This is a genomic window from Pseudomonas nitroreducens (assembly GCF_010994165.1).
Lineage (GTDB): Bacteria > Pseudomonadota > Gammaproteobacteria > Pseudomonadales > Pseudomonadaceae > Pseudomonas > Pseudomonas nitroreducens.
In genome coordinates this window covers 18268-42997 of record NZ_WMBX01000002.1, presented here as the reverse complement: position 1 = coordinate 42997, position 24730 = coordinate 18268, and the positions used below count along the sequence as shown (strand labels likewise).

Below are 24730 nucleotides of genomic sequence, written 5' to 3'. Positions count from 1 at the left end.
TTGGGAAATAACCGTCGCAGTCTAGCCAGCGCTCCAGCGGCGCGAAGCACTATCAGGCGGGGCGACGTTCCTGCATCCATGGCAATGATGATTCCTGCAAATCCGGATCACTGGAACCGATGGGTGAACATTCCTCCGGCGGACGAAACTTGCCCCGGCGCAGCAGGCGGACTATCACCTAGGCTTTCCCCCTGACTGAGTCCACTGCCATGTCTGCCCAGATCAACCGCCAGTTCCAGCTCGCCCAGCGCCCGGTCGGTGCCGCCACCCGCGACACCTTCACCTATGTGGAAACCCCGATCGGCGAACCCGGCCCGGGGCAGATCTTGGTGAAGAACCAGTACCTGTCGCTGGACCCGGCCATGCGCGGTTGGATGAACGACGCCAAGTCCTATATTGCCCCGGTGGCCATCGGCGACGTGATGCGTGCCCTCGGCGTGGGCACGGTGATCGCCTCGCAGCACCCGGACTTCAAGGTCGGCGACGAGGTGAACGGCGCCCTCGGCGTGCAGGATTACTTCCTCGGCGAGCCGAAGGGTTTCTACAAGGTCGACAGCCAGCGCGCGCCGTTGCCCCTGTACCTTTCGGCGCTGGGCATGACCGGCATGACGGCCTACTTCGGCTTCCTCGACGTCGGCCTGCCTCAGGCCGGTGACACCGTGGTCGTCTCCGGCGCCGCCGGCGCGGTGGGCAGCGTGGTCGGGCAGATCGCCAAGATCAAGGGTTGCCGCGTGGTGGGCATCGCCGGCGGCACCGACAAGTGCCGCTATCTGGTGGATGAGCTGGGCTTCGACGGCGCCATCGACTACAAGGCCGAGGACGTCAACGCCGGCCTCAAGCGCGAATGCCCCAAGGGCGTGAACGTATTCTTCGATAACGTCGGCGGCGACATCCTCGACGCCGTGCTGGCCCGCCTGGCGCCCAAGGCGCGGGTGGTGATCTGTGGCGCGATCAGCCAGTACAACAACAAGGAAGCCGTGCGCGGCCCGGCCAACTACCTCTCCCTGCTGGTCAACCGCGCGCGCATGGAAGGCATGGTGGTGATGGATTACGCCCACCGCTTCCAGGAAGGTTTCAAGGACATGGCGACCTGGATCGGCGAAGGCAAGCTGAAATCGAAGGAAGACATCGTCGAAGGCCTGGAAACCTTCCCCGAGACCCTGGCCAAGCTGTTCAGCGGCGAGAACTTCGGCAAGCTGGTGCTCAAGGTCTGATCCGCCCCTCAGCCCCAAAGCCCCTCTCTCCCGCTAGCGGGAGAGAGTTGGGGTGAGGGGTAAACCCAGCACTGAAGTTGCCGTGAGTTGCTGGGATGGCTATGCGCCCTCTATCTCAATGATTTCCGACAAGCTCTGAGGCGCCTTTCCAGCTAGGATTTCCCTTGGCCGATTCCAAGGAAGACCCCCGATGTCCCTCGCCCGCTGGCTGCCCGGTCTGGACAGCCTGCTGCACTACCGCTCCGACTGGCTGCCGCGCGATATCCAGGCCGGCCTGTCGGTGGCTGCGGTGCAGATTCCCACTGCCATTGCGTACTCGCAGATCATCGGCTTTCCACCGCAGGTCGGGCTCTACGCCTGCATCCTGCCGATGCTGATCTACGCCATCGTCGGCAGCTCGCGGCAATTGATGGTCGGCCCGGATGCCGCCACCGCCGCCATGGTCGCGGCGGCCATCACGCCGCTGGCGGCAGGCAACCCGGAGCGGCTGCTGCAACTGTCGATGATAGTCGCGGTGCTGGTGGGCGCGCTGTCCATCGCCGCCGGTTTCGCGCGTGCGGGCTTCGTCGCCAGCTTCCTGTCGCGGCCGACGCTGGTGGGTTACCTCAACGGTATCGGCCTGAGCCTGATCGCCGGCCAGCTCGGCAAGATCCTCGGCTACCACAGCGAGACCAGCGGTTTCGTCCGCGGGCTGATCGCGCTGGTGCGCAATCTCGCCGATACGCACCTGCCGACGCTGGCGCTGGGCGTCGGCACCCTGGCGCTGATGATCCTGTTACCACGTCGCTACCCGAAGATTCCCGGCGCACTGGTCGGCGTGTTGTTCGCCTCGGTCATCGCCGCCCTGTTCGGCCTGGACCAGTACGGCATCAAGCTGCTCGGCGAGGTGCCGCAAGGCCTGCCCCACCTGACCTGGCCGAAGACCAGCGTCGAGGAGGCCGGCAGCCTGTTCCGCGATGCCATGGGCATCACCATCGTCAGCTTCTGCAGCGCGATGCTCACCGCGCGCAGCTTCGCCGCCCGCCACGGCTACGCCATCGACGCCAACCACGAGTTCATGGCGCTGGGCATGGCCAACATCGGCGCGGGGATTTCCCAGGGCTTCGTCATCAGCGGCGCCGACTCGCGTACCGCGGTGAACGACATGGTCGGCGGCAAGAGCCAGATGGTCGGCGTGGTCGCCGCCCTGGTGATCGGCCTGGTCCTGCTGCTGTTCAGCAAGCCGCTGGGCTGGGTGCCGATGCCGGCGCTGGGCGCGGTGCTGCTGATGGCCGGCTGGGGCCTGATCGACTTCCGCGCACTGCGCGGTTTCTGGGCGCTGAGCCGGTTCGAGTTCGGCCTGTGCGTGCTGACCACGGTCGGCGTGCTCAGCGTCGGCGTGCTGCCGGGCATCTTCGTCGCCATCATGCTGGCCCTGCTGCGCCTGCTCTATCTCACCTACCGCCCGCACGACGCGGTAATGGGCTGGGTGCATGGCATCGACGGCCAGGTGGAAATCGAGCAATACCCCAACGCGCGCACCTTGCCGGGGCTGGTGATCTACCGCTTCGACGCGCCGATCCTGTTCTTCAATGCCGACTACTTCAAGCAACGCATCCTCGAGGTGGTGGCCCAGACGCCGAACGCCCGCGCCGTGCTGCTCAACGCCGAAGGCATCCTCAACCTGGACATCAGCGGCTTGACCACGCTACGCGAAGTGCAGCAGACCCTGGAGGCCCGGGGCGTTTACCTGTCGCTGGCGCGGGTCACCGGCGAAACGCTGGCCCTGCTCAAACGCTCGCAACTGCTGGGCGAGGTCAAGCCGCCGCTGGTGTTCAGCTCCGTGCGTGCGGGTGTCAACGCCTACCGGCGCTGGCACCAGCAGCGCAAGCGCGAGCAGGAGGCGGCCGAACGTGCCGCAGCGGCGTCACAGCCGGAACTGCCCCACCAGCCCCTGTAGCTCGCGACTGAGCTGCGCCAGCTCGACGCTGGACGATGCGGTGGACTCCATGGCCTGCGCCGATTCGTCGGCGATGCCACGGATGCTGGTGACGCTGCGGCTGATCTCCTCGGCGACCGCGCTCTGCTGTTCGGAAGCGGCGGCGATCTGCTGGTTCATCTGGTGGATCACCGCCACCGCCGAGGCGATGTTGCCCAGCGCGGCCTCGGTCTGTACCGCGTCGCCCACGGTCATCTCCACCAGCGCGTGACTGCGCTGCATGCGCTGGACCGAGGTGGTCGCGCCGCTCTGCAGGGCGGCGATCAACGTCTCGATTTCGGCGGTGGACTGCTGGGTGCGCCGCGCCAGCGCCCGCACTTCGTCGGCCACCACGGCAAAGCCCCGGCCCTGCTCGCCGGCCCGCGCCGCCTCGATGGCGGCATTGAGCGCCAGCAGGTTGGTCTGCTCGGCGACGTTCTTGATCACCACCAGCACGCTGCCGATGCTCTGGCTCTCGCGGCCGAGCTGCTCGATGCTTTCGGTGGCCGCGCGCACGGCGTCGGCCAGTTGCTCGATACGGCCAAGGGTCTGGCGCACCACATCCTGCCCGCTGGCGACCTTGCCATCGGCCTGTTCGGCGGAACTGGCGGCTTCCTCGGCGTTGCGCGCGACATCATGCACGGTGGCCGCCATCTGGTTCATCGCCGTGGCGACCTGATCGGTCTCGGCCTTCTGCGAGTTCACCCCGTGCTGGGTGCGCTCGGTGACGCTGGAAAGCGCCTGCGCCGACGCGGTGATCTGCCCCACGCCATCGCTGAGGCGGCTGACAATGCCGCGCAGGCTGTCGGCCATGCTGCCCACCGCGCCCATCAATTGGCCGACTTCGTCCTTGCGCCGCACTTCGACACTCACACTCAGATCGCCCTCGGCGATGCGGCTGGCCATGCCGATCACCTGGCGCAGCGGCCGCACGATCATCCAGGTGATCAGCAGCGAAGCCAGTGCGCCCACCAGCAGCGCCAGCGCCGCCGAAGCGACGATCAGCAGCGTATTGGTGCGTAGCTGGGTCTGCATGGCCGCCCGCTGCGCCGCATAGGCGTCATCGACCTGCTGCATGACCTGGGCCGCGCGGTCGTTCATCTGCGCGTGGACCTGTTTTTCCTGCTCGAGGCTGGCGCTGTATTCGTCGAGCTTCTCGACGAAGGCGTTGATGTTGGTGATCACGTCCTTGAGCACCGAGACGTAGGTCGGGTCGGTGATGGCCTCCTGCAGCTTGGCGGACAGTTCCAGCGCCTCGGCGGCGGACTTGATGCGCCCACCCTCGGCCTTCTCGCCGCTCTCGCCGCCGACCTCCATGCGCGAGCGCGCCTCGTTCAGGCCCTGCAGCACCAGACGGTAGAGCTGGCTGACCTGGGCGGCCTGCTGCAGCAACTCCTCCCCCTTCTGGCCCTGGGATTCCTTGAGTTCGTAGGCGCCGTCATCGGCCAGGCTGGATTGCAGGATGTCCAGGCTGTTGGACGCACCGTTCACCGACCAGGTGGCGGCGTCCAGCGACAGCCGCCGGCTTTTGCTGGACTTTTCGAACTTCTCGAATGCCGCCAGGTAATCGGCGATGCCCTGCTCCACCCGGGCCATGACTGCCGCCTGGTCCGGCCGGGCCTTGAGCCGCGCCACCGCCTCGCCGAGATTGCCGGCGTGCTCGCGCAGGCGCTTGGCGGAAGCATCGCTGGCGTCGATGACGAAATCCTTCTCACTCTGGCGCATCTCCAGCAGTTCGCGGTTGATGGTCGACATGTCGCCGAGCAGGTCGAAGCGCTGGGAAATGGCGCGCAACGACGTCACGCCGATGACCGCCACCAGCGCCGTGAGCAACAGCACCAGGCCGAAGCCGATGGCCAGTTTCTTCGCCGTGCCCATGTCGGCCAGACGACGCTGCACGAAGGCAACCATGGCTACTCCCCCCATCCGCAATGGCGTTGCAGGAAATCCTCGTAGGTCTCCTGCTCGTTATCGGTGCTTATGGGCGGAACATTAGGAGCGCTGCCCATCGACTGGATAGAGGGCGCGACGGTGATGGCACGGTGATGCTGCGCAAGGATACGTGGAGGTCGTATCCAGAACACTGAACAGGACTTTCCTGGCACGGATACGGAAATCGCCGACAGCGACCTGCCTGCCCGACCATTCAGATTCCGACACCTGCCCTTCCACTCCAGGTGCGCGGATGAACGCCTTCTATCAACTGGTCCTGCAGCGCCCGCTGACAGGATTCGCCGACCAACTCTTCCTGCCGGAGCTGTACCGCGAGCAACGCCGCCTCGACCCCCTGCTGCTGACGCGCGGGCATCTGCCGATTCGGCATTTCGTCTGCCCGCAGACCTACGACGAGAGCAAGGGCGAATGGCTGGACTGCTGGTTCGAGGCGCAGGCCGGCTGGCGCCTGGTACAGGTCGTCGTCAGCCTGGTTCACGGCAGTACGCTGGAATTCACCCACCGCGACGCATTGCTCTCGGAACTCTTCGCCCTCGGCGAGCGGCTGGACGAGGCGCGCCTCGGCGACATCCGCTGGCAACTCGGCCTGGAGCTGGAATTTGCCTGACGTCGCAGCGCCAGGCGCGCAGCCCTACTTCGGACGAATCATGCTGAAGGTGTCACGGGTGTAGCTGTACTGGGTGCCGCCCAGACGGCCCACCAGGTCCAGCCGCGTCGGGTCGATGTGGCGTTCGTCCTGCATCACCGCATCGTCGATATGCGCCAGTAGCACTCGGGCGAAGATCAGCATGCTCGAGGGGTTTTCCGCCGGGTAGGGCATGATTTCCGCCAACTGGCATTCGAAGACCACCGGCGCGCCCACAACGCGAGGTGGAGCAACACGCTCGCTGGGCACGGTGGCGATGCTGGCGTGCTCGATCTCGCTGACGCCGTGGGGCAGCCAGGCGGCGGTGGCGTTCATGGCTTCGACCTGCGCGGCGCTGACCAGGTGGATCACCAGCTCGCCGGTCTCGCGCACGTTGCGCAAGGTGTCCTTGACGCTGCCGTCGTCGCGCACGCTGGTGTTGACCAGCAGGGTCGGCGGCGAATCGCTGATGACCTGGAAGAAGCTGAACGGCGCGAGGTTGCTTTGTCCCTCTTTCGACAGCGTGGAGACCCAGGCGATGGGCCGCGGCGTGACGGTGGAAGCCAGCCAGCGATAGGCCTCGGCCTTGGACAGTTGGGTGAAGTCGAGTTGCATGGGCAGATCCGGACAAATCGGTGGGAAGACGCGGACCGCGCCAGGCGGCCCGGCGGTGCGCGGCTCAGCGGCCGGCGCGGGATTCCTTGATGTAGAAACGCGCGCGGCTGGCCTTGTCGGAGCAACCGGTGTACGCCTCGACCTGCTGCTGGGTCTTGGCGGCGGTCAGCAGGCCCAGGGCCTTGGAGTAGCTGACTGTGCCGGCGAAGCCTTCGGCCTTGGCCAGGTCCAGTTCGTGCCAGGCGGCATCCAGTTGCGAGGCGCAACTGTCGCGGTTGACGGTCTTGCCCGAGCAGCCAGCGACGGCCAGCGCCAGGGCGATGATCAGGGGAATGCGCGGCATGACGGAACTCCTGGGAATATTCGCGGTGAATCCAGCTTAGAACGCGGCGCGGGGGCCTGCCGGATGGCGCCGCAGTATGCCATCGGACGGATGGCGTTCAAGCGACTACTACACTGTCTGCCCACGGGATATCCCGACAGGAGAAGGATCATGGTGCATCAGGGCAGTTGCCATTGCGGGCAGATCGCGTTCGAAGTGGAAGGGGATGTCGGTGAGGTCGTGTCATGCAACTGCTCGATCTGCCGGCGCAAGGGCTCGCTGCTCTGGTTCGTGTCGCGCGGCAAGCTGAAGCTGACGACTCCTGAGAGTGCGATGAGCACCTATACGTTCAACACCCATCGCATCGAGCATCGCTTCTGCCCCACCTGCGGCTGCGCACCGCTGGCCTACGCCAGCGCGCCGGACGGCACGCCGATGGCGGCGATCAATGTGCGCTGCCTGCCGGGAGTGGAGCTCGCCGGGCTGACGGTGAAGGAATACGACGGCAAGAGCCGGTGAACAGACCAATGCCCCGCTGCGGCCTTGAAATCATCGCGGACGGAGTCCGCGATCAGCCAGCCGCTGCAGAAGATTCGATCAACGCTCCGCGCGGAACCGCAGGTATTCCACCACCTCGTCCTGGGTGCCGCGGAACTCCACGCGCTCGCCCTTGCTTTCGCGCTGGAAGGCGTACATCGGGTCGTAGTATTCGCCCAGCAGTCCCTCGATCCAGCCCCGGTGCAGGTCCACCGCGCCCGTCACCTTCTGCTCGTCCAGCGCTGCGTCCATGATCGCCGCCAGGCGCTGATAGCGCTCGCCGCCCAGCCGCTTGACGATGCCCGACAGGCTCTTGCGCAGGTATGCCGCGAAGGAGTCGAAGCCCCCCTCCTCGCCCACCACCTGGACATGGTCGGCGCACAGATTCACCACGTAGTCCTTGAGGATGCGCTCCACGCGCTGCTCGAAGCTGTCCTCCAGCCACACCAGCGGGTAGTGCTGCATGCCCTGGTACAGCTCCAGCGGCACCGAACAGCTGCCAACGATGCGGCCCTCATCCTCCAGCACGAACTGCTCCATGCCGGCGTGGCGCTTCTTCAGGATGTCGATGGCCAGGCGGTTCTCGAAATCGATCTGCGCGGGCTGCGGCGTGGCGCGGCGGCCGAAGGCGGAGCCGCGGTGGTTGGCGTGGCCTTCAAGGTCCAGGCTGTTGGCCAGTTGGGCGATGACCTCGGTCTTGCCGGTGCCGGTCAGGCCGCCCACCAGCACGAACTGGCATTCCTCGGTGGCCGCACGGGTGGTATCGAAGAGGAATCCACGCATCGCCTTGTAGCCGCCGACAACCCGCGGGTAATCGATGCCAGCCTCGGTCTTCAGCCACTGCTGGGTGATCTGTGACCGCAGGCCACCGCGGAAGCAGTACAGGTAACCTTCGGGGTTGGCCTTGGCGAAATTCGCCCAGGCTTCGATCCGCTCGGCCTTGATCTGGCCGCAGACCAGTTCGTGGCCCAGGGCAATGGCCGCCTGTTGGCCATGTTGCTTGTAGCTGGTGCCGACCTTCTGCCGCTCGATGTCGTTCATCAGCGGCAGGTTGATCACATTGGGGAAGGCGCCCTTGCCGAATTCGACCGGGGCGCGCACGTCCATCATCTTCACATCGCCGAGGAACAGCTCGCGGTAGTGGCGGGTGTTGTCGCGCATCACTCCACCTCGACCGCGTGGCGCTGTCGGCCAACCAGTTCGCCGATGGGCGCCAGGTCCATGCCCAGTTCCTTCGCCGTGGCGAGGAATTGCGCTTCTCCCTCCGGCTCCACTGCCACCAGCAGGCCGCCGCTGGTCTGCGGGTCGCACAGCAGCAGCTTGTGCAATTCGGGCAACGGCGCGATGCGCTCGCCGTAGCTGTCGAAGTTGCGCAGGGTGCCGCCGGGCACGCAGCCGGCTTCCAGGTAATGCTCGACGCTGGCCAGGCGCGGCACGGCGTCGTAGCGCACGCGAGCGGTCAGCCCGCTACCGTCGGCCATTTCCACCAGGTGGCCGAGCAGGCCGAAGCCGGTGACGTCGGTCATCGCCTTCACGCCGTCGAGCTTGCCGAAGCGCGCGCCGGGTTTGTTCAGGGTGCACATCCAGTCGCGGGCGACGCCCACGTCTTCGGCGCGCAGCCTGGCCTTCTTCTCGGCGGTGGTGAGGATGCCGATGCCCAGCGGCTTGGTCAGGTACAACTTGCAGCCGGCGGTGGCGGTGTCGTTGCGCTTCATGAAGCGCTTCTCCACCAGCCCGGTGACGGCCAGGCCGAAGATCGGCTCGGGCGCGTCGATGGAATGCCCGCCGGCCAGCGGGATACCGGCTTCGTCGCAGACCTTGCGGCCACCGGCGATCACTTCACGGGCGATTTCCGGCGCCAGCACGTTCACCGGCCAGCCGAGAATGGCGATCGCCATCAGCGGGTCGCCACCCATGGCGTAGATGTCGCTGATCGCGTTGGTGGCGGCGATGCGACCGAAATCGAAGGGATCGTCGACGATCGGCATGAAGAAGTCGGTGGTGGACACCACGCCGCGTTCGGCGTCGATAGCATAAACCGCAGCGTCATCGCGCGAGGCATTGCCGACCCACAGCTTCGGGTCGAGGTTCTGCGCGCCGCTGCCGGCGAGGATCACCTCCAGCACCTTGGGGGAAATCTTGCAGCCGCAACCGGCACCATGGCTGTACTGGGTCAGGCGGATCGGTTCGCTCATCGGGAGGCTCCGGCAGGGAAACAAACGCCGATTCTAGCAAAGCCCGGCTTGGCTCGACCGGTGTGCCCGGCGTATCGTCAGGCAGTTCGTAACGCGGAGTTGCCCTATGTCAAAACAGATTGCGCTGGTGCTTGGCTCCGGCGGAGCCCGAGGTTATGCGCACATTGGCGTAATCGAGGAGATCGAGCGGCGTGGCTATGAAGTGGTGTGCATCGCCGGCTGCTCCATGGGCGCGGTGATCGGCGGCATCTACGCCGCCGGCAAACTGGGCGAATACCGCGACTGGGTGGAAAGCCTGGACTACCTCGACGTGCTGCGCCTGCTGGACGTCAGCTTCCGCCTCGGCGCCATCCGCGGCGAGCGGGTGTTCGGCAAGATTCACGAACTGCTCGGCGAGATCAATATCGAGGACTTGCCCATCCCCTACACGGCGGTCGCCACCGACCTGACCAACCAGCAGGAAATCTGGTTCCAGGAAGGTTGCCTGCACCAGGCCATGCGCGCTTCGGCGGCGATTCCCAGCCTGTTCACCCCGGTCATGCAGGGCACCCGCATGCTGGTGGACGGCGGCCTGCTCAACCCGTTGCCGATCGTCCCGGTGGTCTCGACCCACGCCGACCTGATCGTCGCGGTCAACCTCAACGCCACCAACCAGCGCCAGTACTCACTGCCGGTGATCGAGCGCCCCGCCGCCCTGAAAGGCCGCTTCGATGCGGTGCTCTCCGGGCTGTCCAACAAGCTGAGCTTCTTCCGTAAAGGGGAGTCCGAGCCGCCACCCGAGCTGATCGCCGACGCCCTGCTCCACCCCGTCCCGGCCGCCGCCGAGGAGCCCGCCGAGCCGGAAATGCAGCAACCCGCCGCCGCCCCGCAGGCCAAGGGCTCGCCACGCTCCGCGACCGGCAGCCACGTGATCGACAGCAGCAGCCCGGCCTCCTTGCTGGAACTGGTGAACCAGAGCTTCGAGGTGATGCAGACGTCGCTGGCGCAGTACAAGATCGCCGGCTACCCGCCGGACATCCTGATCAACGTGCCCAAGCGCGTGTGCCGCTTCTTCGAGTTCTACAAGGCCCCGGAACTCATCGCCCTCGGCCGGCAGATCGCCAGCGATACGCTGGATAGGTATGAGGCGGAGAATCCCTACTGACCGGCTGGCGGAAGGCTTTTGCCATGCGGAATGAACGGCGTATGCTTTGGCAAATTTTGCCATTTCCGAGAGAGCCGGCATGAGCACGATGAATATCTCCCTGCCTGAAGCATTGAAAGGCTTCGTCGATGATCAGGTCAGCCAGCGTGGCTACGGCACCAGTAGCGAATATGTGCGCGAGCTGATCCGCAAGGACCAGGATCGCCAGCACCTGCGTGATCTGCTTCTGGCCGGTGCTGCGTCCGAGCCCGGTGAAGCTGTGGATGACGGGTATTTCGAAGCGCTGCGTGACCGCGTACGCAGGCGCGATTCGTGAAAGCCCGCCCGGTCAGACCCCGGGCCATAGCCCGGCAGGATGTCGCAGAGTCCTTGGAATACTATTTGAGCGAAGGTGGTGAGAAGGCCGCCTTCGGCTTCATCGACGAGCTACAACGTGCCTATCAGTTGATTGCACGAAACCCCGCAGCATCCTCTTCACGATATGCCCACGAACTGGACATTCCAGGCCTGCGCAGTTGGCCTCTGAAACGCTACCCACACTTGGTGTTCTTCATCGAGCGAGCCGACCACATCGATGTCTGGCGCGTGCTTAACGGTAAGCGAGATATTGCCGACTGGCTGCTGACCAACGAAGACCAAGGCTTCAACCTGTAGGAGCACCCCATGGGCGCGATCACGGGCATGGCCCACGCAACAGCGTGAATACCGGGCGATCAGGCCTCGCGCAGGCGGTAACCGACGCCCGCCTCGGTCACGATAAAGCGCGGACTCGCCGGATCATCGGCGAGCTTCTGCCGCAGATGCCCAACCACCACCCGCAGATAGTGCGTGTCCTCGGTATGCGTCGGCCCCCAGATATCCTTGAGCAGTTGCTGCTGGGTAACCACCCGCCCGACGTGCCGAGCGAGAGTCGAAAGCACCGCGTACTCCTTGCGCGTCAGCGAGACTTCGTCACCGTCGAGCAGCACACGGCGGTAGGAAAAATCCACGCTCAGCGGCCCGACCGCCACCACCGCTTCCTGCGCCTCGCCACTGCCGCCCTGACGCAGCAACACACGGATGCGCGCAAGAAACTCCTGGATGCCGAAGGGCTTGGTCACGTAGTCGTTGGCGCCGCTGTCCAGCGCCAGCACCTTCTCGCTTTCGCTGGCGCGCACCGACAGCACCAGTACCGGTACCTGCGACCACTCGCGCAGCTCACGCAGCACGTCCTGGCCGTCCTTGTCCGGCAGGCCAAGGTCGAGCACCACCAGGTCCGGTCGCCCCAGCGCGGCCTGGGCCAGACCCTCCTCGCCGGTACCGGCTTCCAGCACCTTGTAGCCGCCAGCGCTGAGGCTGATGCGGAGAAACTTGCGGATCTGCGGTTCGTCGTCGACGACCAGAATCGTGGCGGCGCTGGCGTTCATCGGGGTGTTGGGCTGGCTGACGGAAGCGTTCAGCTTGAGCCTTTCAGACAGCAGCATCAAGCTCCTCCATATCCGGCTGCTGCTGCAGCGGCAGGTGCAGCACGAGGGTGGTGCCGCGCCCGTCGATGCCATCCTCGACGGTGATCCGCCCGCCGTGGGCACCGACCATGCCCTGGCAGATCGCCAGGCCCAGCCCGGTGCCCTGCCCGCCTCGGTCACCGCGGGCCGCGGTGTAGAACATGTCGAAGATCTTCTCCCGCTCCGCCGGTGGAATGCCCGGCCCTTCGTCGCTGACCGAGAAGCGCAACTCGTCCTCGATGGAATCCACTGCAACGCGCAGGCGGCCCTGTGGCGGCGAAAAGCGTGCGGCATTTTCCAGCACGTTGACCAGCGCCTGCTCGATCAGCGCGGCGTGCACGTAGAGCAGCGGCAACTCCGGCGGCACGCGGGTTTCCACGCGGTACGGGGCAACCACGGCGCGCAGGCGGTTGAGCGCGCTGCCGACGATGTCGCCGGGCGATACCCAGTCGCGCGAGAGTTTCAGGCCGCCGTGGCCGAGGCGGGTCATGTCCAGCAGGTTCTGGATGTAGCGGTCCAGGCGTTCGGCCTCGTCGCGGGTGCTTTCCAGCAGTTCGCGGCGGTCCGGCGGCGGGATCGCGTCGCCCAATGCCAGCAGGCTGTCGATGGCGCCGCGCATGGAGGTCAGTGGCGTGCGCAGGTCATGGCTGACCGAGGCCAGCAGCGCGCTGCGCAGTTGTTCGGTTTCGCCGTGCAGGCGCGCGGCTTCCAGGTCTTCGGCCAGACGCGCACGGGCCAGGGCCTGCCCCAGCGGCTGGCCGAGGGCGGCGAGCAGACGGCGGCGCGAACCTGGCAGCGGTTGGCCATCGCGCGGGCTGACACCCAGCAGAGCCAAAGGGCCATCCTCGCCGAACAGCGGCCACCACCACCAGCGCCCCCCCGGCAGCGTGCCGGTACCCAGCCCGGCGGGCTGGTCGTGTTGCCAGGCCCAGTCGGCGGCGGCGCGCTCCTGGTCGTCGAAAGGCCGGTTCAATCCTCCTTCGACTTTCCACTCGCGGTTGACCTGCCCGAGCAGGCAGATGTCCAGCCCGTCCCAGCCGCCCAGTTGTTGCGCGGCGGCGGCCATCACCGCCTGGCGGTCGGTGGCGGCGGTGAGCTTGCGCGACAGGTCGAGCAGTTGGCTGGTCTCTTCCTGCGTCTCGCGCAGGGCCTGCAATTGCCGGCGCTGGCGGGCGGCAAGGTTGCCGGTGAGGCCGGCCATGAGCAGGAAGAACAGCAGCGTCAGCACGTCTTCTTCGCGCTGGATGGAGAAGGAGAAATGCGGCGGGATGAACAGGAAGTCGTAGGCCAGGAACGACAGCACCGCGCAGGCCAGCGCCGGGCCGAGGCTGCTGCGTACCGCCACCAGCAGCACGGCGGCGAGGAACACCAGGGAGATGTTCGGCAGTTCCAGCACGCTGGCCACGCCCCAGGCCAGCGCGCTGGCGCAGGCAGCGGCCAGCGCGGCGAGCAGGTAATTGCCCCAGGGCCAGGGCGTCTGCGCGCGAACCTTGGGTGGCGTGAGATCAGCCTCGCTGTCGAGCACGCTGATTTCCAGCCCGTCGCCCAGGCGCAGCAGGCGCGCCGCCAGGCCGCCGCCGAACAGCTGGCGATACCAGCGTTGTCGAGAACGGCCAACCAGCAACAGCGTGGCGCGACGCTCCTTGGCATGTTCGACCAGGGTTCGCGCGACTTCGCCACCGCGCAGTTCGACGACATCGCCGCCCAGGCGCTCAGCGAGTTGCTGGGCGCTCTGCAATTGCATGCGCGACTCTTCGCTGCGCGCCTCGCCGGTGTCGACATGCACCAGCGACCAGGGCAGGTGCCGGCGTTCGGCTACGCGACTGGCGTGGCGCACCAGGCGTTCGGCGTTGTGTTCGCCATCCACGCCGACCAGCAGGCGCCCACGCACGGCGGGCGCCTCGCCGCCCTGCTGGCGGTAGCGATGGGTAAGGTCGGCATCGACCCGCGCGGCGGCCGTCTGCATGGCCAGCTCGCGCAGCGCGGTCAGGTTGGTCTGGCTGAAGAAGGCATCGATGGCGGCGCGCGCCTGCTCGGGCACATAGACCTTGCCCTCGCGCAGGCGCTCCAGCAGTTCGCGCGGCGGCAGGTCCACCAGCAACAGCTCGTAGGCTTCCTGCAGGACCCAATCGGGCACGGTTTCGCGCACCTGCACGCCGGTGATGTCGCGGACGTGGTCATTGAGGCTTTCCAGGTGCTGGACGTTGACCGTGGTGTAGACGTCGATGCCGGCGGAGAGCAGCTCCTGGATGTCCTGCCAGCGCTTGGCGTGGCGGCTGCCAGGTGCATTGCTGTGGGCCAGTTCGTCCACCAGCGCCAGCGTGGGCGGGTCGGCGAGCAGGCCGTCGAGGTCCATTTCTTCGAGGGTGATGCCACGGTAGACGGAGCGCTTGAGTGCCTGCTGCGGCAGACCGGCGAGCAGTGCTTCGGTTTCGGCGCGGCCGTGGGTTTCGACGATGCCGACGCGCAGCTTGACGCCCTGGCGCAACTGGCTCTGGGCGGCCAGGAGCATGGCGTAGGTCTTGCCGACACCCGGCGCGGCGCCGAGGAAAACCTTGAGGCGGCCACGGCCCATGGCAGGCAGGTCGGCCAGCAGGGCATCGGCGCGGTTGGGGTCGGTCATGTCGCTATCCTCGAAGTGCCTGATGGCGCTCGTTCATGTGTTGCTGGAGAAGGGGCCGAAACCTCTTTCCCACGGGAAGATACCGTCAGCCAGCGCCGCCTTCCTGCATAGCGTCGACGGCGCTCCTACCAGAACAACGCGCGCGTGCGTTTGTAGGGTGCATAACGCGCCAGCGTTATCCACCACGATCAGAGTCGGCGGATAACCTGTTCCAGGTTATTCGCCCTACGGTCCAACCCTGGCTGCACCCTGCTACACAGGCGCTGGAGTCTAGCGAGGCAGGCTGGCGAGGGCCATGTTCAGCGCCAGCACGTTGACCACGGCGGGGCCGATCAGCGGGCGTTCGGTGTTCGCCTCCACCAGCTTCTCCAGGCTCGCCGCCGGTACGCCACGTTCCAGGGCGATGCGCGGCACCTGATACAGCGCCGCGACGGGCGGCAATTGCGGATCGAGCCCGCTGCCGGAGGTGGTGACCAGCGCCAGCGGCACCGGCTGGCCGCCAATCTGCTGGGCGGCGGCATCCTTGGCGATGCGTTCGGCCAGCGCCGGGTTGCCGGGCGCAAGGTTGCTGGCGCTGCTGGAGACGGTGGCGAAATCACCGGCCGAGGGGCGCGAATGGAACCACTGGGCGCCGTCGAATTTCTGCGCGATCAGGGCCGAGCCGCGGACATTGCCCTGATCGTCGCGCACCAGGCTGCCATTGGCCTGGTCGTGGAAGGCCACCTGGGCGATGCCGGTGACGGCCAGCGGGTAGACAACACCGGTGATCGCGCTGAGCAGGACCAGCGAGGCGATGGCGGGGCGGAGTTGGTTGAGCATTTTTTCGTGATCCTCTGTTGGGTTCGGAGCGAGAGGCGTCCCTCACCCCAGCCCTCTCCTGAAGGGAGAGGGAGACGTTCGGTGTGTCCGGCGAGGTCGGCGTTTCCCGATCACTCCGGACGGTCCCCTCTCCCATTGGGAGAGGGGAAAAGGCGCGCGCCTCAGGCCAGGCCCACCGCTACCAGAATCATGTCAATCACCTTGATCCCCACGAACGGTGCGACCAGGCCGCCCACGCCATAGATCAGCAGGTTGCGCCGCAGCAGCTGCGAGGCGTCGCTGGCCTGCACGCGCACGCCGCGCAGGGCCAGGGGGATCAGCGCGACGATGATCAGCGCGTTGAACACGATGGCCGAGAGGATGGCGCTCTGCGGGCTGGCCAGCTTCATCACGTTGAGCACGCCCAGTTGCGGGTAGATGCCGGCGAACAGCGCGGGAAGGATGGCGAAGTACTTGGCCACGTCGTTGGCCACCGAGAAGGTGGTCAGCGCGCCACGGGTCACCAGCAGTTCCTTGCCGACCTGCACCACGTCCAGCAGCTTGGTCGGGTCGCTGTCCAGATCCACCAGGTTGGCGGCCTCGCGGGCGGCCTGGGTGCCGTCGTTCATGGCCATGCCGACATCCGCCTGGGCCAGGGCCGGAGCGTCGTTGGCGCCGTCGCCGCACATGGCGACCATGCGCCCCTCGCCCTGTTCCTGGCGGATGCGCGCCAGCTTCTTCTCCGGCGTGGCTTCGGCGATCACGTCGTCCACACCGGCTTCGGCGGCGATGGCGGCGGCGGTCAGCGGGTTGTCGCCGGTCACCATCACGGTGCGGATGCCCATGCGGCGCAGCTCGGCGAAGCGCTCGCGGATGCCCGGCTTGACCACGTCCTTGAGGTGGATGGCGCCCAGCAGCTTGCCGTCGGCTACTACCAGCAGCGGCGTGCCGCCGCTCTGGGCGATGCGTTCGATTTCCTTGGCCAGGCTTTCCGGCATCTGCGCGCGATCCAGGCCAACGAAGGCCAGCGCGGCGTCGACGGCGCCCTTGCGGTAGATGTGGCCGTCCATGTCGATGCCCGACAGGCGCGTCTCGGCGCTGAAGGCAATCGGCGTCACGCGGCTGCGTTCCGGCTCCGGAAGGACGATCTGCGCGCGCAGGAACTCCACGATGGATTTGCCTTCCGGCGTATCGTCCGCCAGCGAGGCGAGGAAAGCGCCTTCGGCCAGCTCCAGCGGCTGCACGCCGGGTGCGGTATGCAGCGCGCTGCAGCGACGGTTGCCGAAGGTGATGGTGCCGGTCTTGTCGAGCATCAGCACGTGCACGTCCCCCGCCGCCTCCACGGCGCGGCCGGACTTGGCGATGACGTTCAGGCGCACCAGTCGGTCCATGCCGGCGATGCCGATGGCCGAGAGCAGGCCGCCGATGGTGGTGGGGATCAGGGTCACCAGCAGCGCCACCAGGAACACCAGCGGCAGGTTGCCGCCGGCGAACAGGGCGAAGGGCTTCAGGGTCACGACCACCAGCAGGAAGATCAGCGTCAGGCCGATCAGCAGGATGTCCAGCGCCACTTCGTTGGGGGTCTTCTGGCGCTTGGCGCCCTCCACCAGCGCGATCATGCGGTCGAGGGTGGATTCGCCGGGGTTGGCGGTGATCTTCACCAGCAGCCAGTCGGAGACCAGCCGGGTGTTGCCGGTCACGGCGGAGCGGTCGCCTCCGGATTCGCGGATCACCGGCGCGGATTCGCCAGTGATGGCGGCCTCGTTGACCGCCGCCACGCCCTCGATCACCTCGCCGTCGCCGGGAATCAGCTCGCCGGCTTCGACTCGTACCACGTCGCCCTTGCGCAGGCTGCTGGCGGCGACTTTCTCGAACTTGCCGGTCACCGCCATGCGCATGGCCTGCAGGCCCTGGGTACCGGCCTTGAGGCTGTCGGCGCGGGCCTTGCCGCGGCCTTCGGCAAGGGCTTCGGCGAAGTTGGCGAAGAGCACGGTGAACCACAGCCACACGGCGATCTGCACGGCGACGAAGGTGGGCACCGCCTCGCCGCCGACCACACACAGCACGGTGGTCAGCACGGCGGTCAGGGCGACCACCAGCATCACCGGCGAGCGTTGCAGCTGGCGTGGGTCGAGCTTGATGAAGGCCTGCAGCAGTGCCGGCTTCCAGAGGGCGGACAGCGCGGTGGTCGGGCGTTTTTCAACGGCCTTTTTCATCGCGAGTTCCTGGGTATGTGCGTTCATTCAAGGAGCTCCTCAGAAACCAAGCGTCAGGTGGTCGGCCACCGGGCCCAGCACCAGCGTCGGCAGGAAGTTCAGGCCGCCGACCAGCAGGATGGTCGCGGTCAGCAGGCTGACGAACAGCAGGCCGTGGGTCGGGAAGCTGTTGGGGCCGACCGGCGTGGCCTTCTTCGCCGCCAGGCTGCCGGCGATCGCCAGCACCGGCAGGATGTAGCCGAAGCGGCCGATCAGCATGGCCAGGGCGATCATCAGGTTGTGGAACGGCGTGTTGGCGCCGAAGCCACCGAAGGCCGAGCCGTTGTTCGCGGTGCCCGAGGTATAGGCGTAGAGCAGTTGGCTGAAGCCGTGGGCGCCGGGGTTGCTCACCGAGGAGGCCGGGCCGGGCAGGCTGGCGGCGATGGCGCCGAGCACCAGCACGCCCACCGGCATCACCAGCAGGGTTGCCACCAGCAGGCGGACTTCGCGGGCTTCGAGCTTCTTGCCGAGGTATTCCGGGGTGCGGCCGACCATCAACCCGGCGAGGAACACGGCGATCAGGACGAATAGCAGCATGCCGTAGAGCCCCGCACCGACGCCGCCGAAGATCACTTCGCCGACCATCATGTTGAGCATCGCCACCATGCCGGACAGCGGATTCAGGCTGTCATGCATGGCGTTCACCGAGCCGTTGGAGGCCGCGGTGGTGGTCACAGCCCAGAGCACGCTGGCCGTGGTGCCGAAGCGGCTTTCCTTGCCTTCCAGCGGGGCGACCTGCTCCACCGGCAGCGCGCTGAGCGCCGGGTTGGGCTGGTACTCGGCCCACAGCGAGGCGCCCAGGCCGAGGGCGAACAGCACCAGCATGCAGCCGAGGATGGCGCGGCTCTGGCGCAGGTCCTTCACGTAGTGGCCGAAGGTGAACACCAGCGCAGCCGGGATCAGGATGATCGAGACGACTTCGAACAGGTTGCTCCAGATGGTCGGGTTCTCGAACGGGTGCGCCGAGTTCACGCCGAAGAAGCCGCCGCCATTGGTGCCCAGTTGCTTGATGGCGATCTGGCTGGCCGCCGGGCCCAGCGGGATGGACTGGTCGGCGCCCTGCACGGTCAGCGCGTGGGCGTAGTCGAGGAAGGTCTGCGGCACGCCCTGCCAGACCAGCAGCAGCGCCAGCAGCAGGCACAGCGGGATCAGCCCGTAGAGGGTGGCGCGGGTCAGGTCGACCCAGAAGTTGCCGAGGTTGTTCGTCGACTTGCGCGAGATGCCGCGGGCCAGCGCCACCAGCACGGCCAGGCCGACGGCGGCGCTGACGAAGTTCTGCACGGTCAGGCCGAGCATCTGGCTCAGGTAGCTCAGCGAAGCCTCACCGCTGTAGGCCTGCCAGTTGGTATTGGTGACGAAACTCACCGCGGTGTTGAACGCCAGCGTCCACTCCAGACCCGGCAGGTGCTGCGGGTTGAGCGGCAGGCCGCCCTGCAGCAGGAGGATGGCGAACAGCAACACCAGCCCTACCAGGTTGAAGGCCAGCAGGGCCAGGGTGTAGCTCTTCCAGTTCTGCTCATCGTCAGGGTGGATGCCACATACGCGGTAAATGGCCCGCTCCACCGGCAGGAAGACCGGACTGAGGAAGGTCCGCTGGCCCTCCATCACCCTGTAGTAGAAGCGCCCGAGGAACGGCGCTGGCGCCAGCACCAGAGCCAGGAAGGCAATGATCAGCAGCACGTCATGACTGTTCATGAACGCTCCTAGGAACGGTCGGCGCGCAGCAGCGCCACCAGCAGGTAGATGAACAGTCCCGTGGCCAGGACCAGTGACACAGCGTCGAGCACGCTCATGATCTATTTCTCCTCACGCGGGCGATTCCATCGCTTGCGCGGCTGTTTGCCGCTTGACGGAAATTCTCCGCAAGCAACGCGTAAAGGAGCGATTCCCGAGCGTGCCGCGCGGCATAAAGAAAGCGTAAAAAGCCGCTCTGGCGCGGCGATTGGCGCTTATGTATCCGGACCGATACACAGCCGACACGCTGACGACACCCGCGCACCGCAGCCTCGCCGACCATGGCCCGCGCACGCGCTGACGGGTTAGCATGCGTGCGTCGCATGCCCCTGGCGGCCCCTGGCCATCCTGCCCCACGTTCTCCCGCGACAGGTTTCTTCATGCACCCGACCACTTCCGACGACCCACGCCGCTGGACCACCCGCGCCCTGCTGGTGGACGACGACCAGCCGATCCGCGAGCTGCTCTGCGGTTACCTCGCGCGCTTCAACATCGAGGCCCATGGCGTGGCCGACGGCGTCGAGATGCGCCGTGCGCTGGAAAACGAAAACTTCGATGTCGTGGTGCTCGACCTGATGCTGCCCGGCGAAGACGGCCTGTCCCTGTGCCGCTACCTGCGCGCCGAGTCGGACATCCCGATCCTCATGCTCACCGCCCGCTGCGAACCGGCGGACCGCATCATCGGCCTGGAACTGGGCGCCGACGACTACATGGCCAAGCCCTTCGAGCCGCGCGAGCTGGTAGCGCGCATCCAGACCATCCTGCGCCGCGTGCGCGGCACCAGTCTCCCCAGCGAGGAAGGCACCCGCGGCGAACCGCGTGCCCAGGTGCGCTTCGACCAGTGGCGGCTGGACAGCGTACTGCGCCAGCTGCATGCACCGGATGGCCTGGTGGTGCCGCTGTCCAACGCCGAATTCCGCCTGCTCTGGGTGTTCCTCGAACGCCCGCGGCGGGTGCTCAACCGCGAACTGCTGCTGGACGCCGCCCGTGGCCGCGCCATCGAGGCCTTCGACCGCAGCATCGACCTGCTGGTCTCGCGTCTGCGTCAGAAGCTCGGCGACGATCCGCGCTCGCCCCGGCTGATCAAGACCGTACGCGGCGAAGGGTACCTGTTCGATGTCCGCGACATCGCCTGAATCCGCGCCCGTGCGCGCAAAGGAAAAACCCCTGGAGCGCGCCGACAGCCTGTTCGCCCGGCTGTTCGGCGTGTTCCTGTTGGCCATCGTGGTCGCGCACCTGCTGGCCTTCGCCTGGTTCCATCACTACGGGCCGCGTCACGAGCCACCGCCTCCGCCGCCAGCGGAGCACGGCTTCGAGCGCGGCCCGCCGCCCCCCGGCATGATGCCGCCGCCACCGCCCGGCCCGCGCCTGCCGTTCTGGAGCGTGCCGTTCGCCTTCCAGTTGCTGACCCTGATCCTCGCCGCCTACATCGGCGCGCGCCTGCTGGCCCGCCCGGTGCAGCATCTGGGAGACGCTGCGCTGCGCCTATCCGAAGACCTGGACAGCCCGCCCCTGCCGGAGACCGGCACGCGTGAAGCGCGCCAGGCCGCGCGCGCCTTCAACCGCATGCGCGAGCGCATTCGCGAACAGGTGCAGCAGCGAAGCCGCATGCTGGTGGCGGTTTCCCATGACCTGCGCACGCCGCTCTCGCGCCTGCGCCTGCGCGTCGAGGAAGTCGACAACCCGCAGTTGCGCACCCGCATCAGCCAGGACCTGGCCGAAATGATCGGCATGCTCGACTCCACCCTGCACTACCTGCAGCAGGAGCGCGCCAGCGAACCCCTGCAGTGGTTCGACGTGAAGGCGCTGGCCGATTCCCTCGCCGAGGACGCCTGCGAGCGCGGCGCCGATGTCGGCGTGGAAGGCTACTGCGCGCCGCTCAAGGTGCAGCCGATGGCACTGCGCTCCTGCCTGAACAACCTGCTGGACAATGCGCTGCGCTATGCCGGCGATGTCAGCATCGAGCTGCGTGACGGCACCCGCGAGCTGGAAATCCGCGTACGCGACCACGGCCCGGGCATTCCCGCGGAGCTGCGCGAGCAGGTGTTCGAGCCGTTCTTCCGCCTGGAAGGCTCACGCAACCGCAACTCCGGCGGCGTCGGCCTGGGCCTGGCCATCGCCCGCGATGCCGCGCGGCGCCAGGGCGGCGACCTGTTCTTCGAGGAAACCCCTGGCGGCGGCGCCACCGCCGTGCTGCGCCTGCCCAGAAGCGCGGCTGCGTAACGCCGTTGTAGCCGCCAGCAAACAAAGCGCACAAACCCGCGACACAGGCGCGCCCGAGGCTGTCATCACCGGAGAACCCTCCGGCTTGGCAACCATGGAGACTCTCCTATGATCAGCGGCGTGAGCAGCAGCTATGCGAGCTACTACACCAGCTCGCTCGCCCGGACCCAGACCGCCAGCAGCACCGCCACACAGAGCGGTAGCACTGGCGCGTCCCAGGGCGCGGCGAAGTTCCAGGAAGACCTGTTCAAGTCCATCGACAGCGATGGCGACGGCAGCATCAGCAAGGACGAACTGACCAACGCGCTGTCGTCCGGCGACGACTCGGACAGCAGCGATATCGACATCGACGCCCTGCTCAGCGAGTTGGACAGCGATGCCAGCGGCGGCATCTCCCAGGACGAACTCTCCGCCGCCATGCCCCCGCCTCCCCCACCGCCGGGCGGCATGGGGGGAATGGCCGATGCGGGGGAGTCCGCCGACGACCTGATCAGCGCCCTGGACAGCGACGGCGACGGCAGCCTCGGCAGCGACGAGCTTTCCGCTCTGGGCAGCAGCGACGACAGCGAGCGCCTGAGCGAACTGTTCAGCCAGCTCGACGCCGACGGCAACGGCTCCATCAGCAGCGACGAACTCGCCAGCGCACTGCAGGCGCAGCGCAGCGACGGTCCGCCGCCACCGCCGCCTTCGGCCTCCAGTGGCTCGTCCAGCGATTCTTCCAGCGGCTCCTCGGACAGCTCGACGACCACCGCCTCCAGCAACTCCGCAAGCAGCGCCAACACCGGCGCTGCCTACCAGAAGCTGGTGGCCAACCTGCTCAAGCAATACCAGAGCAGCGAGGTCACTGCACTCCAGGCTACCAGCGGCAGCCTGGTGAACATCGCCGCCTGATCCGCGTCGTACCCACCGCCGGAGCCCCCCGCTCCGGCGGTATCACCCGTCAGTCCCGCATTGCCAGCGACCCCGTGCCTGGCCTAGTCTTGGCCTCTTCAAATTCATCCGATGATTGGATGTTTCCATGCCAAGCCCTCTTCAAAAGCGCTCCCTGGTCGACATCGCCCTGGAGCAGATCCATCAGCGCATCGGCGACGGCACCTGGCCGCTGGGCCAGCGCCTGCCCCCCGAACCCGAACTGGCCGAAGCTCTCGGCATGAGCCGCAATACGGTTCGAGAGGCCGTGCGCGTGCTGACCTTCTCCGGTGTACTGGAAGTGCGCCAGGGCGATGGCACCTACGTACGCGCCTGCGCCAACCCGCTGGACGCCATGCTGGTGCTCGCCCGCAGCTCGGTGGAGCAGGCGCTGGAGGCACGCGGCATCATCGAGGTGGAAGCCAGCCGACTGGCCGCCGAGCGCCGCAGCGAAACCGACCTCGCCGCGCTGCATGAGGCCCTCGAAGCTTCCGCCGTGCACCACGGCGGATCGCTGGACGAATACATCGCCCACGACCTGGCCTTCCACCAACGCGTGGTGGACAGCGCCCACAACCCGGTGCTCAGCGAGCTGTACCGCTACTTCTCCCAGGTCATCCGCGCCGGGCTGGAGCGCACCATCGGCGACCCGAACCGGCCGCAGCCGAGCTTCGAGCTGCACCGCGAGCTGGTGGACGCCATTGCCCGTGGCGACGCCGAAGCCGCCGCGAAAGCGAACCGCGCGCTGCTGATCTGACTCCCATTTCCTATACCGAACGCTTTCTGCCTTGCTGCCCTGGAATGCCCACCATGTCCCTGCCCAATGACCCGAAAGACATCGAACACAAGGTGTCCTGCCCGCCCGAAGAACTGCTGATCGACGCCGAAGACGACAGCGCGCCGAAGATCGGACCGCGCCCGCAACGTACCTGGCTGTTGCTGCTGGGCCTGGTGCTGGTGGCGATCAACCTGCGCCCGGCGCTTTCCAGCCTGTCGCCGCTGCTCAACACCGTGCGCGACGGCACCGGCCTTTCCGCTGCCGCCGCCGGCCTGCTGACCACCCTGCCGGTGCTCTGCCTGGGCCTGTTCGCGCCGCTGGCGCCGATGCTCGCGCGGCGCCTGGGCGCCGAGCGCACCGTGCTGCTGATCCTCTTCACCCTGGCCGGCGGCATCGTCCTGCGCAGCCTGTTCCCGGTGGCCGGGCTGTTCCTCGGCAGCCTGGTGGCCGGCGCCAGCATCGGCATCATCGGCGTGCTGCTGCCGGGCATCGTCAAGCGCGACTTCCCGCATATCGCCGGGACCATGACCGGCGTCTACACCATGGCCCTGTGCCTGGGCGCCGCCACCGCCGCGGGCTCCACCGTGCCGCTGGCCGGGCTGATGGGCAACAGCTGGCAACTGGCCCTGGCGTTCTGGGCGATTCCCGCCGTGGTCGCGGCGGCGATCTGGCTGCCGCAGACGCACCAGAACCACCACGCCCACCGTGCGGTGTACAAGGTGAAGGGCCTGTGGCGCGACCCGCTGGCCTGGCAGGTGACGCTGTACATGGGCCTGCAATCGTCGCTGGCCTACATCGTCTTCGGCTGGGTACCGTCGATTCTCATCGACCGTGGACTCAGTGCGGTGGAAGCCGGGCTGGTGCTCTCCGGTTCGGTGATGGTGCAGCTGTTCAGCGCCCTGGCCGCCCCCTGGCTGGCCACCCGCGGCAAGGACCAGCGCCTCGCCGTGGTGATCGTCATGAGCCTGACACTGGCCGGCCTGCTCGGCCTGCTGCTCGCCCCGCTGTCGGGTATCTGGGGCTGGGCGGTGGTGCTCGGCCTCGGCCAGGGCGGCACCTTCAGCATCGCCCTGGCGCTGATCGTGCTGCGCTCGCCGGACTCCCACGTCGCCTCCAACCTCTCCGGCATGGCCCAGGGCGTGGGCTACACGCTGGCGGCCTGCGGACCTTTCCTGGTCGGCGTGGTGCACGACCTCACCGGCGGCTGGGCGGCAACCGGGGTGATCTTCGTGGTGGTGACGGTGGCGGCGATCATCTTCGGCCTGGGCGCCGGGCGGGATCGGTTGGTGCAGGTGAAGAGCGAGCACGTCTGACACCTGAAGCCGCAGGGCGCATAACCCGTTCGGGATTGCGCCTTAACTGTA

The 24730-nt window shown here is 67.1% G+C and carries 23 protein-coding genes and 1 pseudogene; 12 read left to right on the top strand and 12 right to left on the bottom strand.

Annotated features, from left to right (window positions below):
* Nucleotides 1-209: 209 nt before the first annotated feature.
* Together GJV37_RS08165 and GJV37_RS08160 are read left to right on the top strand one after the other, a co-directional pair.
* A complete protein-coding gene (locus GJV37_RS08165) occupies nucleotides 210-1214 on the top strand; it encodes an NADP-dependent oxidoreductase (RefSeq protein ID WP_065327603.1) in 1005 nt (334 codons plus the stop codon).
* 190 nt (nucleotides 1215-1404) lie between these two features.
* A complete protein-coding gene (locus GJV37_RS08160) occupies nucleotides 1405-3153 on the top strand; it encodes a SulP family inorganic anion transporter (RefSeq protein ID WP_084359782.1) in 1749 nt (582 codons plus the stop codon).
* On the opposite strand, the gene GJV37_RS29795 is transcribed toward GJV37_RS08160, so the two are convergent.
* Together GJV37_RS29795 and GJV37_RS29790 are read right to left on the bottom strand one after the other, a co-directional pair.
* Nucleotides 3121-3984 carry a methyl-accepting chemotaxis protein gene (locus tag GJV37_RS29795; RefSeq protein ID WP_374701927.1) on the bottom strand — a complete coding sequence of 288 codons (864 nt, stop codon included), beginning with the start codon at nucleotides 3982-3984 and terminating at the stop codon, nucleotides 3121-3123. The two genes, GJV37_RS08160 and GJV37_RS29795, sit on opposite strands and share 33 nt — an antisense overlap.
* Nucleotides 3979-4110: pseudogene (locus GJV37_RS29790) on the bottom strand (HAMP domain-containing protein); the annotation flags it as partial. The gene GJV37_RS29795 and the pseudogene GJV37_RS29790, both read right to left, overlap by 6 nt.
* A gap of 1246 nt (nucleotides 4111-5356) precedes the next feature.
* Between GJV37_RS29790 and GJV37_RS08150 the strand changes: the two are divergent.
* Nucleotides 5357-5731, top strand: coding sequence for a hypothetical protein (locus GJV37_RS08150; protein ID WP_024767324.1), 375 nt, complete (start codon nucleotides 5357-5359; stop codon nucleotides 5729-5731).
* A gap of 24 nt (nucleotides 5732-5755) precedes the next feature.
* Here the strand turns inward: GJV37_RS08150 and GJV37_RS08145 are convergent, their stop codons facing one another.
* Both GJV37_RS08145 and GJV37_RS08140 read right to left on the bottom strand, forming a co-directional pair.
* Nucleotides 5756-6364, bottom strand: coding sequence for a flavin reductase family protein (locus GJV37_RS08145; protein WP_193452317.1), 609 nt, complete (start codon nucleotides 6362-6364; stop codon nucleotides 5756-5758).
* Nucleotides 6365-6428: 64 nt separating this feature from the next.
* The gene (locus tag GJV37_RS08140) at nucleotides 6429-6707 is read right to left on the bottom strand and encodes a hypothetical protein (protein ID WP_024767322.1); all 279 of its coding nucleotides are present in this window, start codon (nucleotides 6705-6707) and stop codon (nucleotides 6429-6431) included.
* Nucleotides 6708-6857: 150 nt separating this feature from the next.
* Here GJV37_RS08140 and GJV37_RS08135 point away from each other — a divergent pair, with 150 nt between their 5' ends.
* Entirely contained in the window at nucleotides 6858-7205 is a 348-nt protein-coding gene (locus GJV37_RS08135; protein ID WP_065327598.1) for a GFA family protein, read from the top strand.
* A gap of 78 nt (nucleotides 7206-7283) precedes the next feature.
* Here the strand turns inward: GJV37_RS08135 and mnmH are convergent, their stop codons facing one another.
* Together mnmH and selD are read right to left on the bottom strand one after the other, a co-directional pair.
* The gene (mnmH, locus tag GJV37_RS08130; RefSeq protein ID WP_024767320.1) at nucleotides 7284-8384 is read right to left on the bottom strand and encodes a tRNA 2-selenouridine(34) synthase MnmH; all 1101 of its coding nucleotides are present in this window, start codon (nucleotides 8382-8384) and stop codon (nucleotides 7284-7286) included.
* Nucleotides 8384-9418 (bottom strand): selenide, water dikinase SelD, encoded by a 1035-nt coding sequence (gene selD / locus GJV37_RS08125; protein ID WP_024767319.1) that lies wholly within the window; start codon nucleotides 9416-9418, stop codon nucleotides 8384-8386. The genes mnmH and selD overlap by 1 nt, the downstream gene beginning before the upstream one ends.
* Before the next feature lie 106 nt (nucleotides 9419-9524).
* On the opposite strand from selD, the gene GJV37_RS08120 reads away from it, so the two are divergent.
* The 3 genes from GJV37_RS08120 (at nucleotide 9525) to GJV37_RS08110 (ending at nucleotide 11216) form a co-directional block, all read left to right on the top strand.
* The gene (locus tag GJV37_RS08120) at nucleotides 9525-10562 is read left to right on the top strand and encodes a patatin-like phospholipase family protein (protein ID WP_024767318.1); all 1038 of its coding nucleotides are present in this window, start codon (nucleotides 9525-9527) and stop codon (nucleotides 10560-10562) included.
* A 79-nt stretch (nucleotides 10563-10641) separates the two neighbouring features.
* Complete coding sequence (locus GJV37_RS08115) at nucleotides 10642-10878, top strand: type II toxin-antitoxin system ParD family antitoxin (RefSeq protein WP_024767317.1); 237 nt, start codon at nucleotides 10642-10644, stop codon at nucleotides 10876-10878.
* Complete coding sequence (locus GJV37_RS08110; RefSeq protein ID WP_024767316.1) at nucleotides 10875-11216, top strand: type II toxin-antitoxin system RelE/ParE family toxin; 342 nt, start codon at nucleotides 10875-10877, stop codon at nucleotides 11214-11216. The genes GJV37_RS08115 and GJV37_RS08110 overlap by 4 nt, the downstream gene beginning before the upstream one ends.
* A gap of 59 nt (nucleotides 11217-11275) precedes the next feature.
* Here the strand turns inward: GJV37_RS08110 and GJV37_RS08105 are convergent, their stop codons facing one another.
* The 6 genes from GJV37_RS08105 to kdpF all read right to left on the bottom strand — a co-directional run bounded on the left by GJV37_RS08105 (nucleotide 11276) and on the right by kdpF (nucleotide 19515).
* A complete protein-coding gene (locus GJV37_RS08105; protein WP_024767315.1) occupies nucleotides 11276-11968 on the bottom strand; it encodes a response regulator in 693 nt (230 codons plus the stop codon).
* A gap of 43 nt (nucleotides 11969-12011) precedes the next feature.
* Nucleotides 12012-14669 carry a sensor histidine kinase gene (locus GJV37_RS08100; protein ID WP_065327594.1) on the bottom strand — a complete coding sequence of 886 codons (2658 nt, stop codon included), beginning with the start codon at nucleotides 14667-14669 and terminating at the stop codon, nucleotides 12012-12014.
* A 270-nt stretch (nucleotides 14670-14939) separates the two neighbouring features.
* Nucleotides 14940-15488 carry a potassium-transporting ATPase subunit KdpC gene (kdpC, locus tag GJV37_RS08095; RefSeq protein WP_193452316.1) on the bottom strand — a complete coding sequence of 183 codons (549 nt, stop codon included), beginning with the start codon at nucleotides 15486-15488 and terminating at the stop codon, nucleotides 14940-14942.
* 161 nt (nucleotides 15489-15649) lie between these two features.
* Nucleotides 15650-17710: a potassium-transporting ATPase subunit KdpB gene (gene kdpB, locus GJV37_RS08090; protein WP_170860178.1), complete on the bottom strand. Its 2061-nt coding sequence runs from the start codon at nucleotides 17708-17710 to the stop codon at nucleotides 15650-15652.
* Nucleotides 17711-17722: 12 nt separating this feature from the next.
* Complete coding sequence (gene kdpA / locus GJV37_RS08085; protein ID WP_169887900.1) at nucleotides 17723-19417, bottom strand: potassium-transporting ATPase subunit KdpA; 1695 nt, start codon at nucleotides 19415-19417, stop codon at nucleotides 17723-17725.
* Nucleotides 19418-19425: 8 nt separating this feature from the next.
* Nucleotides 19426-19515 carry a K(+)-transporting ATPase subunit F gene (gene kdpF, locus GJV37_RS08080; protein ID WP_037007992.1) on the bottom strand — a complete coding sequence of 30 codons (90 nt, stop codon included), beginning with the start codon at nucleotides 19513-19515 and terminating at the stop codon, nucleotides 19426-19428.
* Nucleotides 19516-19836: 321 nt separating this feature from the next.
* Between kdpF and GJV37_RS08075 the strand changes: the two genes are divergently transcribed.
* The 5 genes from GJV37_RS08075 (at nucleotide 19837) to GJV37_RS08055 (ending at nucleotide 24679) form a co-directional block, all read left to right on the top strand.
* On the top strand, nucleotides 19837-20592 hold the full coding sequence (locus GJV37_RS08075; protein WP_037018411.1) for a response regulator: 756 nt from the start codon (nucleotides 19837-19839) through the stop codon (nucleotides 20590-20592).
* A complete protein-coding gene (locus tag GJV37_RS08070; protein ID WP_084359777.1) occupies nucleotides 20573-21679 on the top strand; it encodes a sensor histidine kinase in 1107 nt (368 codons plus the stop codon). Before GJV37_RS08075 ends, GJV37_RS08070 begins: the two co-directional genes overlap by 20 nt.
* 108 nt (nucleotides 21680-21787) lie before the next feature.
* Nucleotides 21788-22570, top strand: coding sequence for an EF-hand domain-containing protein (gene xopAW / locus GJV37_RS08065; protein ID WP_193452315.1), 783 nt, complete (start codon nucleotides 21788-21790; stop codon nucleotides 22568-22570).
* Between the two features lie 127 nt (nucleotides 22571-22697).
* Nucleotides 22698-23345 carry a FadR/GntR family transcriptional regulator gene (locus GJV37_RS08060; RefSeq protein ID WP_193452314.1) on the top strand — a complete coding sequence of 216 codons (648 nt, stop codon included), beginning with the start codon at nucleotides 22698-22700 and terminating at the stop codon, nucleotides 23343-23345.
* 53 nt (nucleotides 23346-23398) lie between these two features.
* Entirely contained in the window at nucleotides 23399-24679 is a 1281-nt protein-coding gene (locus GJV37_RS08055) for a CynX/NimT family MFS transporter (protein WP_193452313.1), read from the top strand.
* Nucleotides 24680-24730 lie beyond the last annotated feature (51 nt).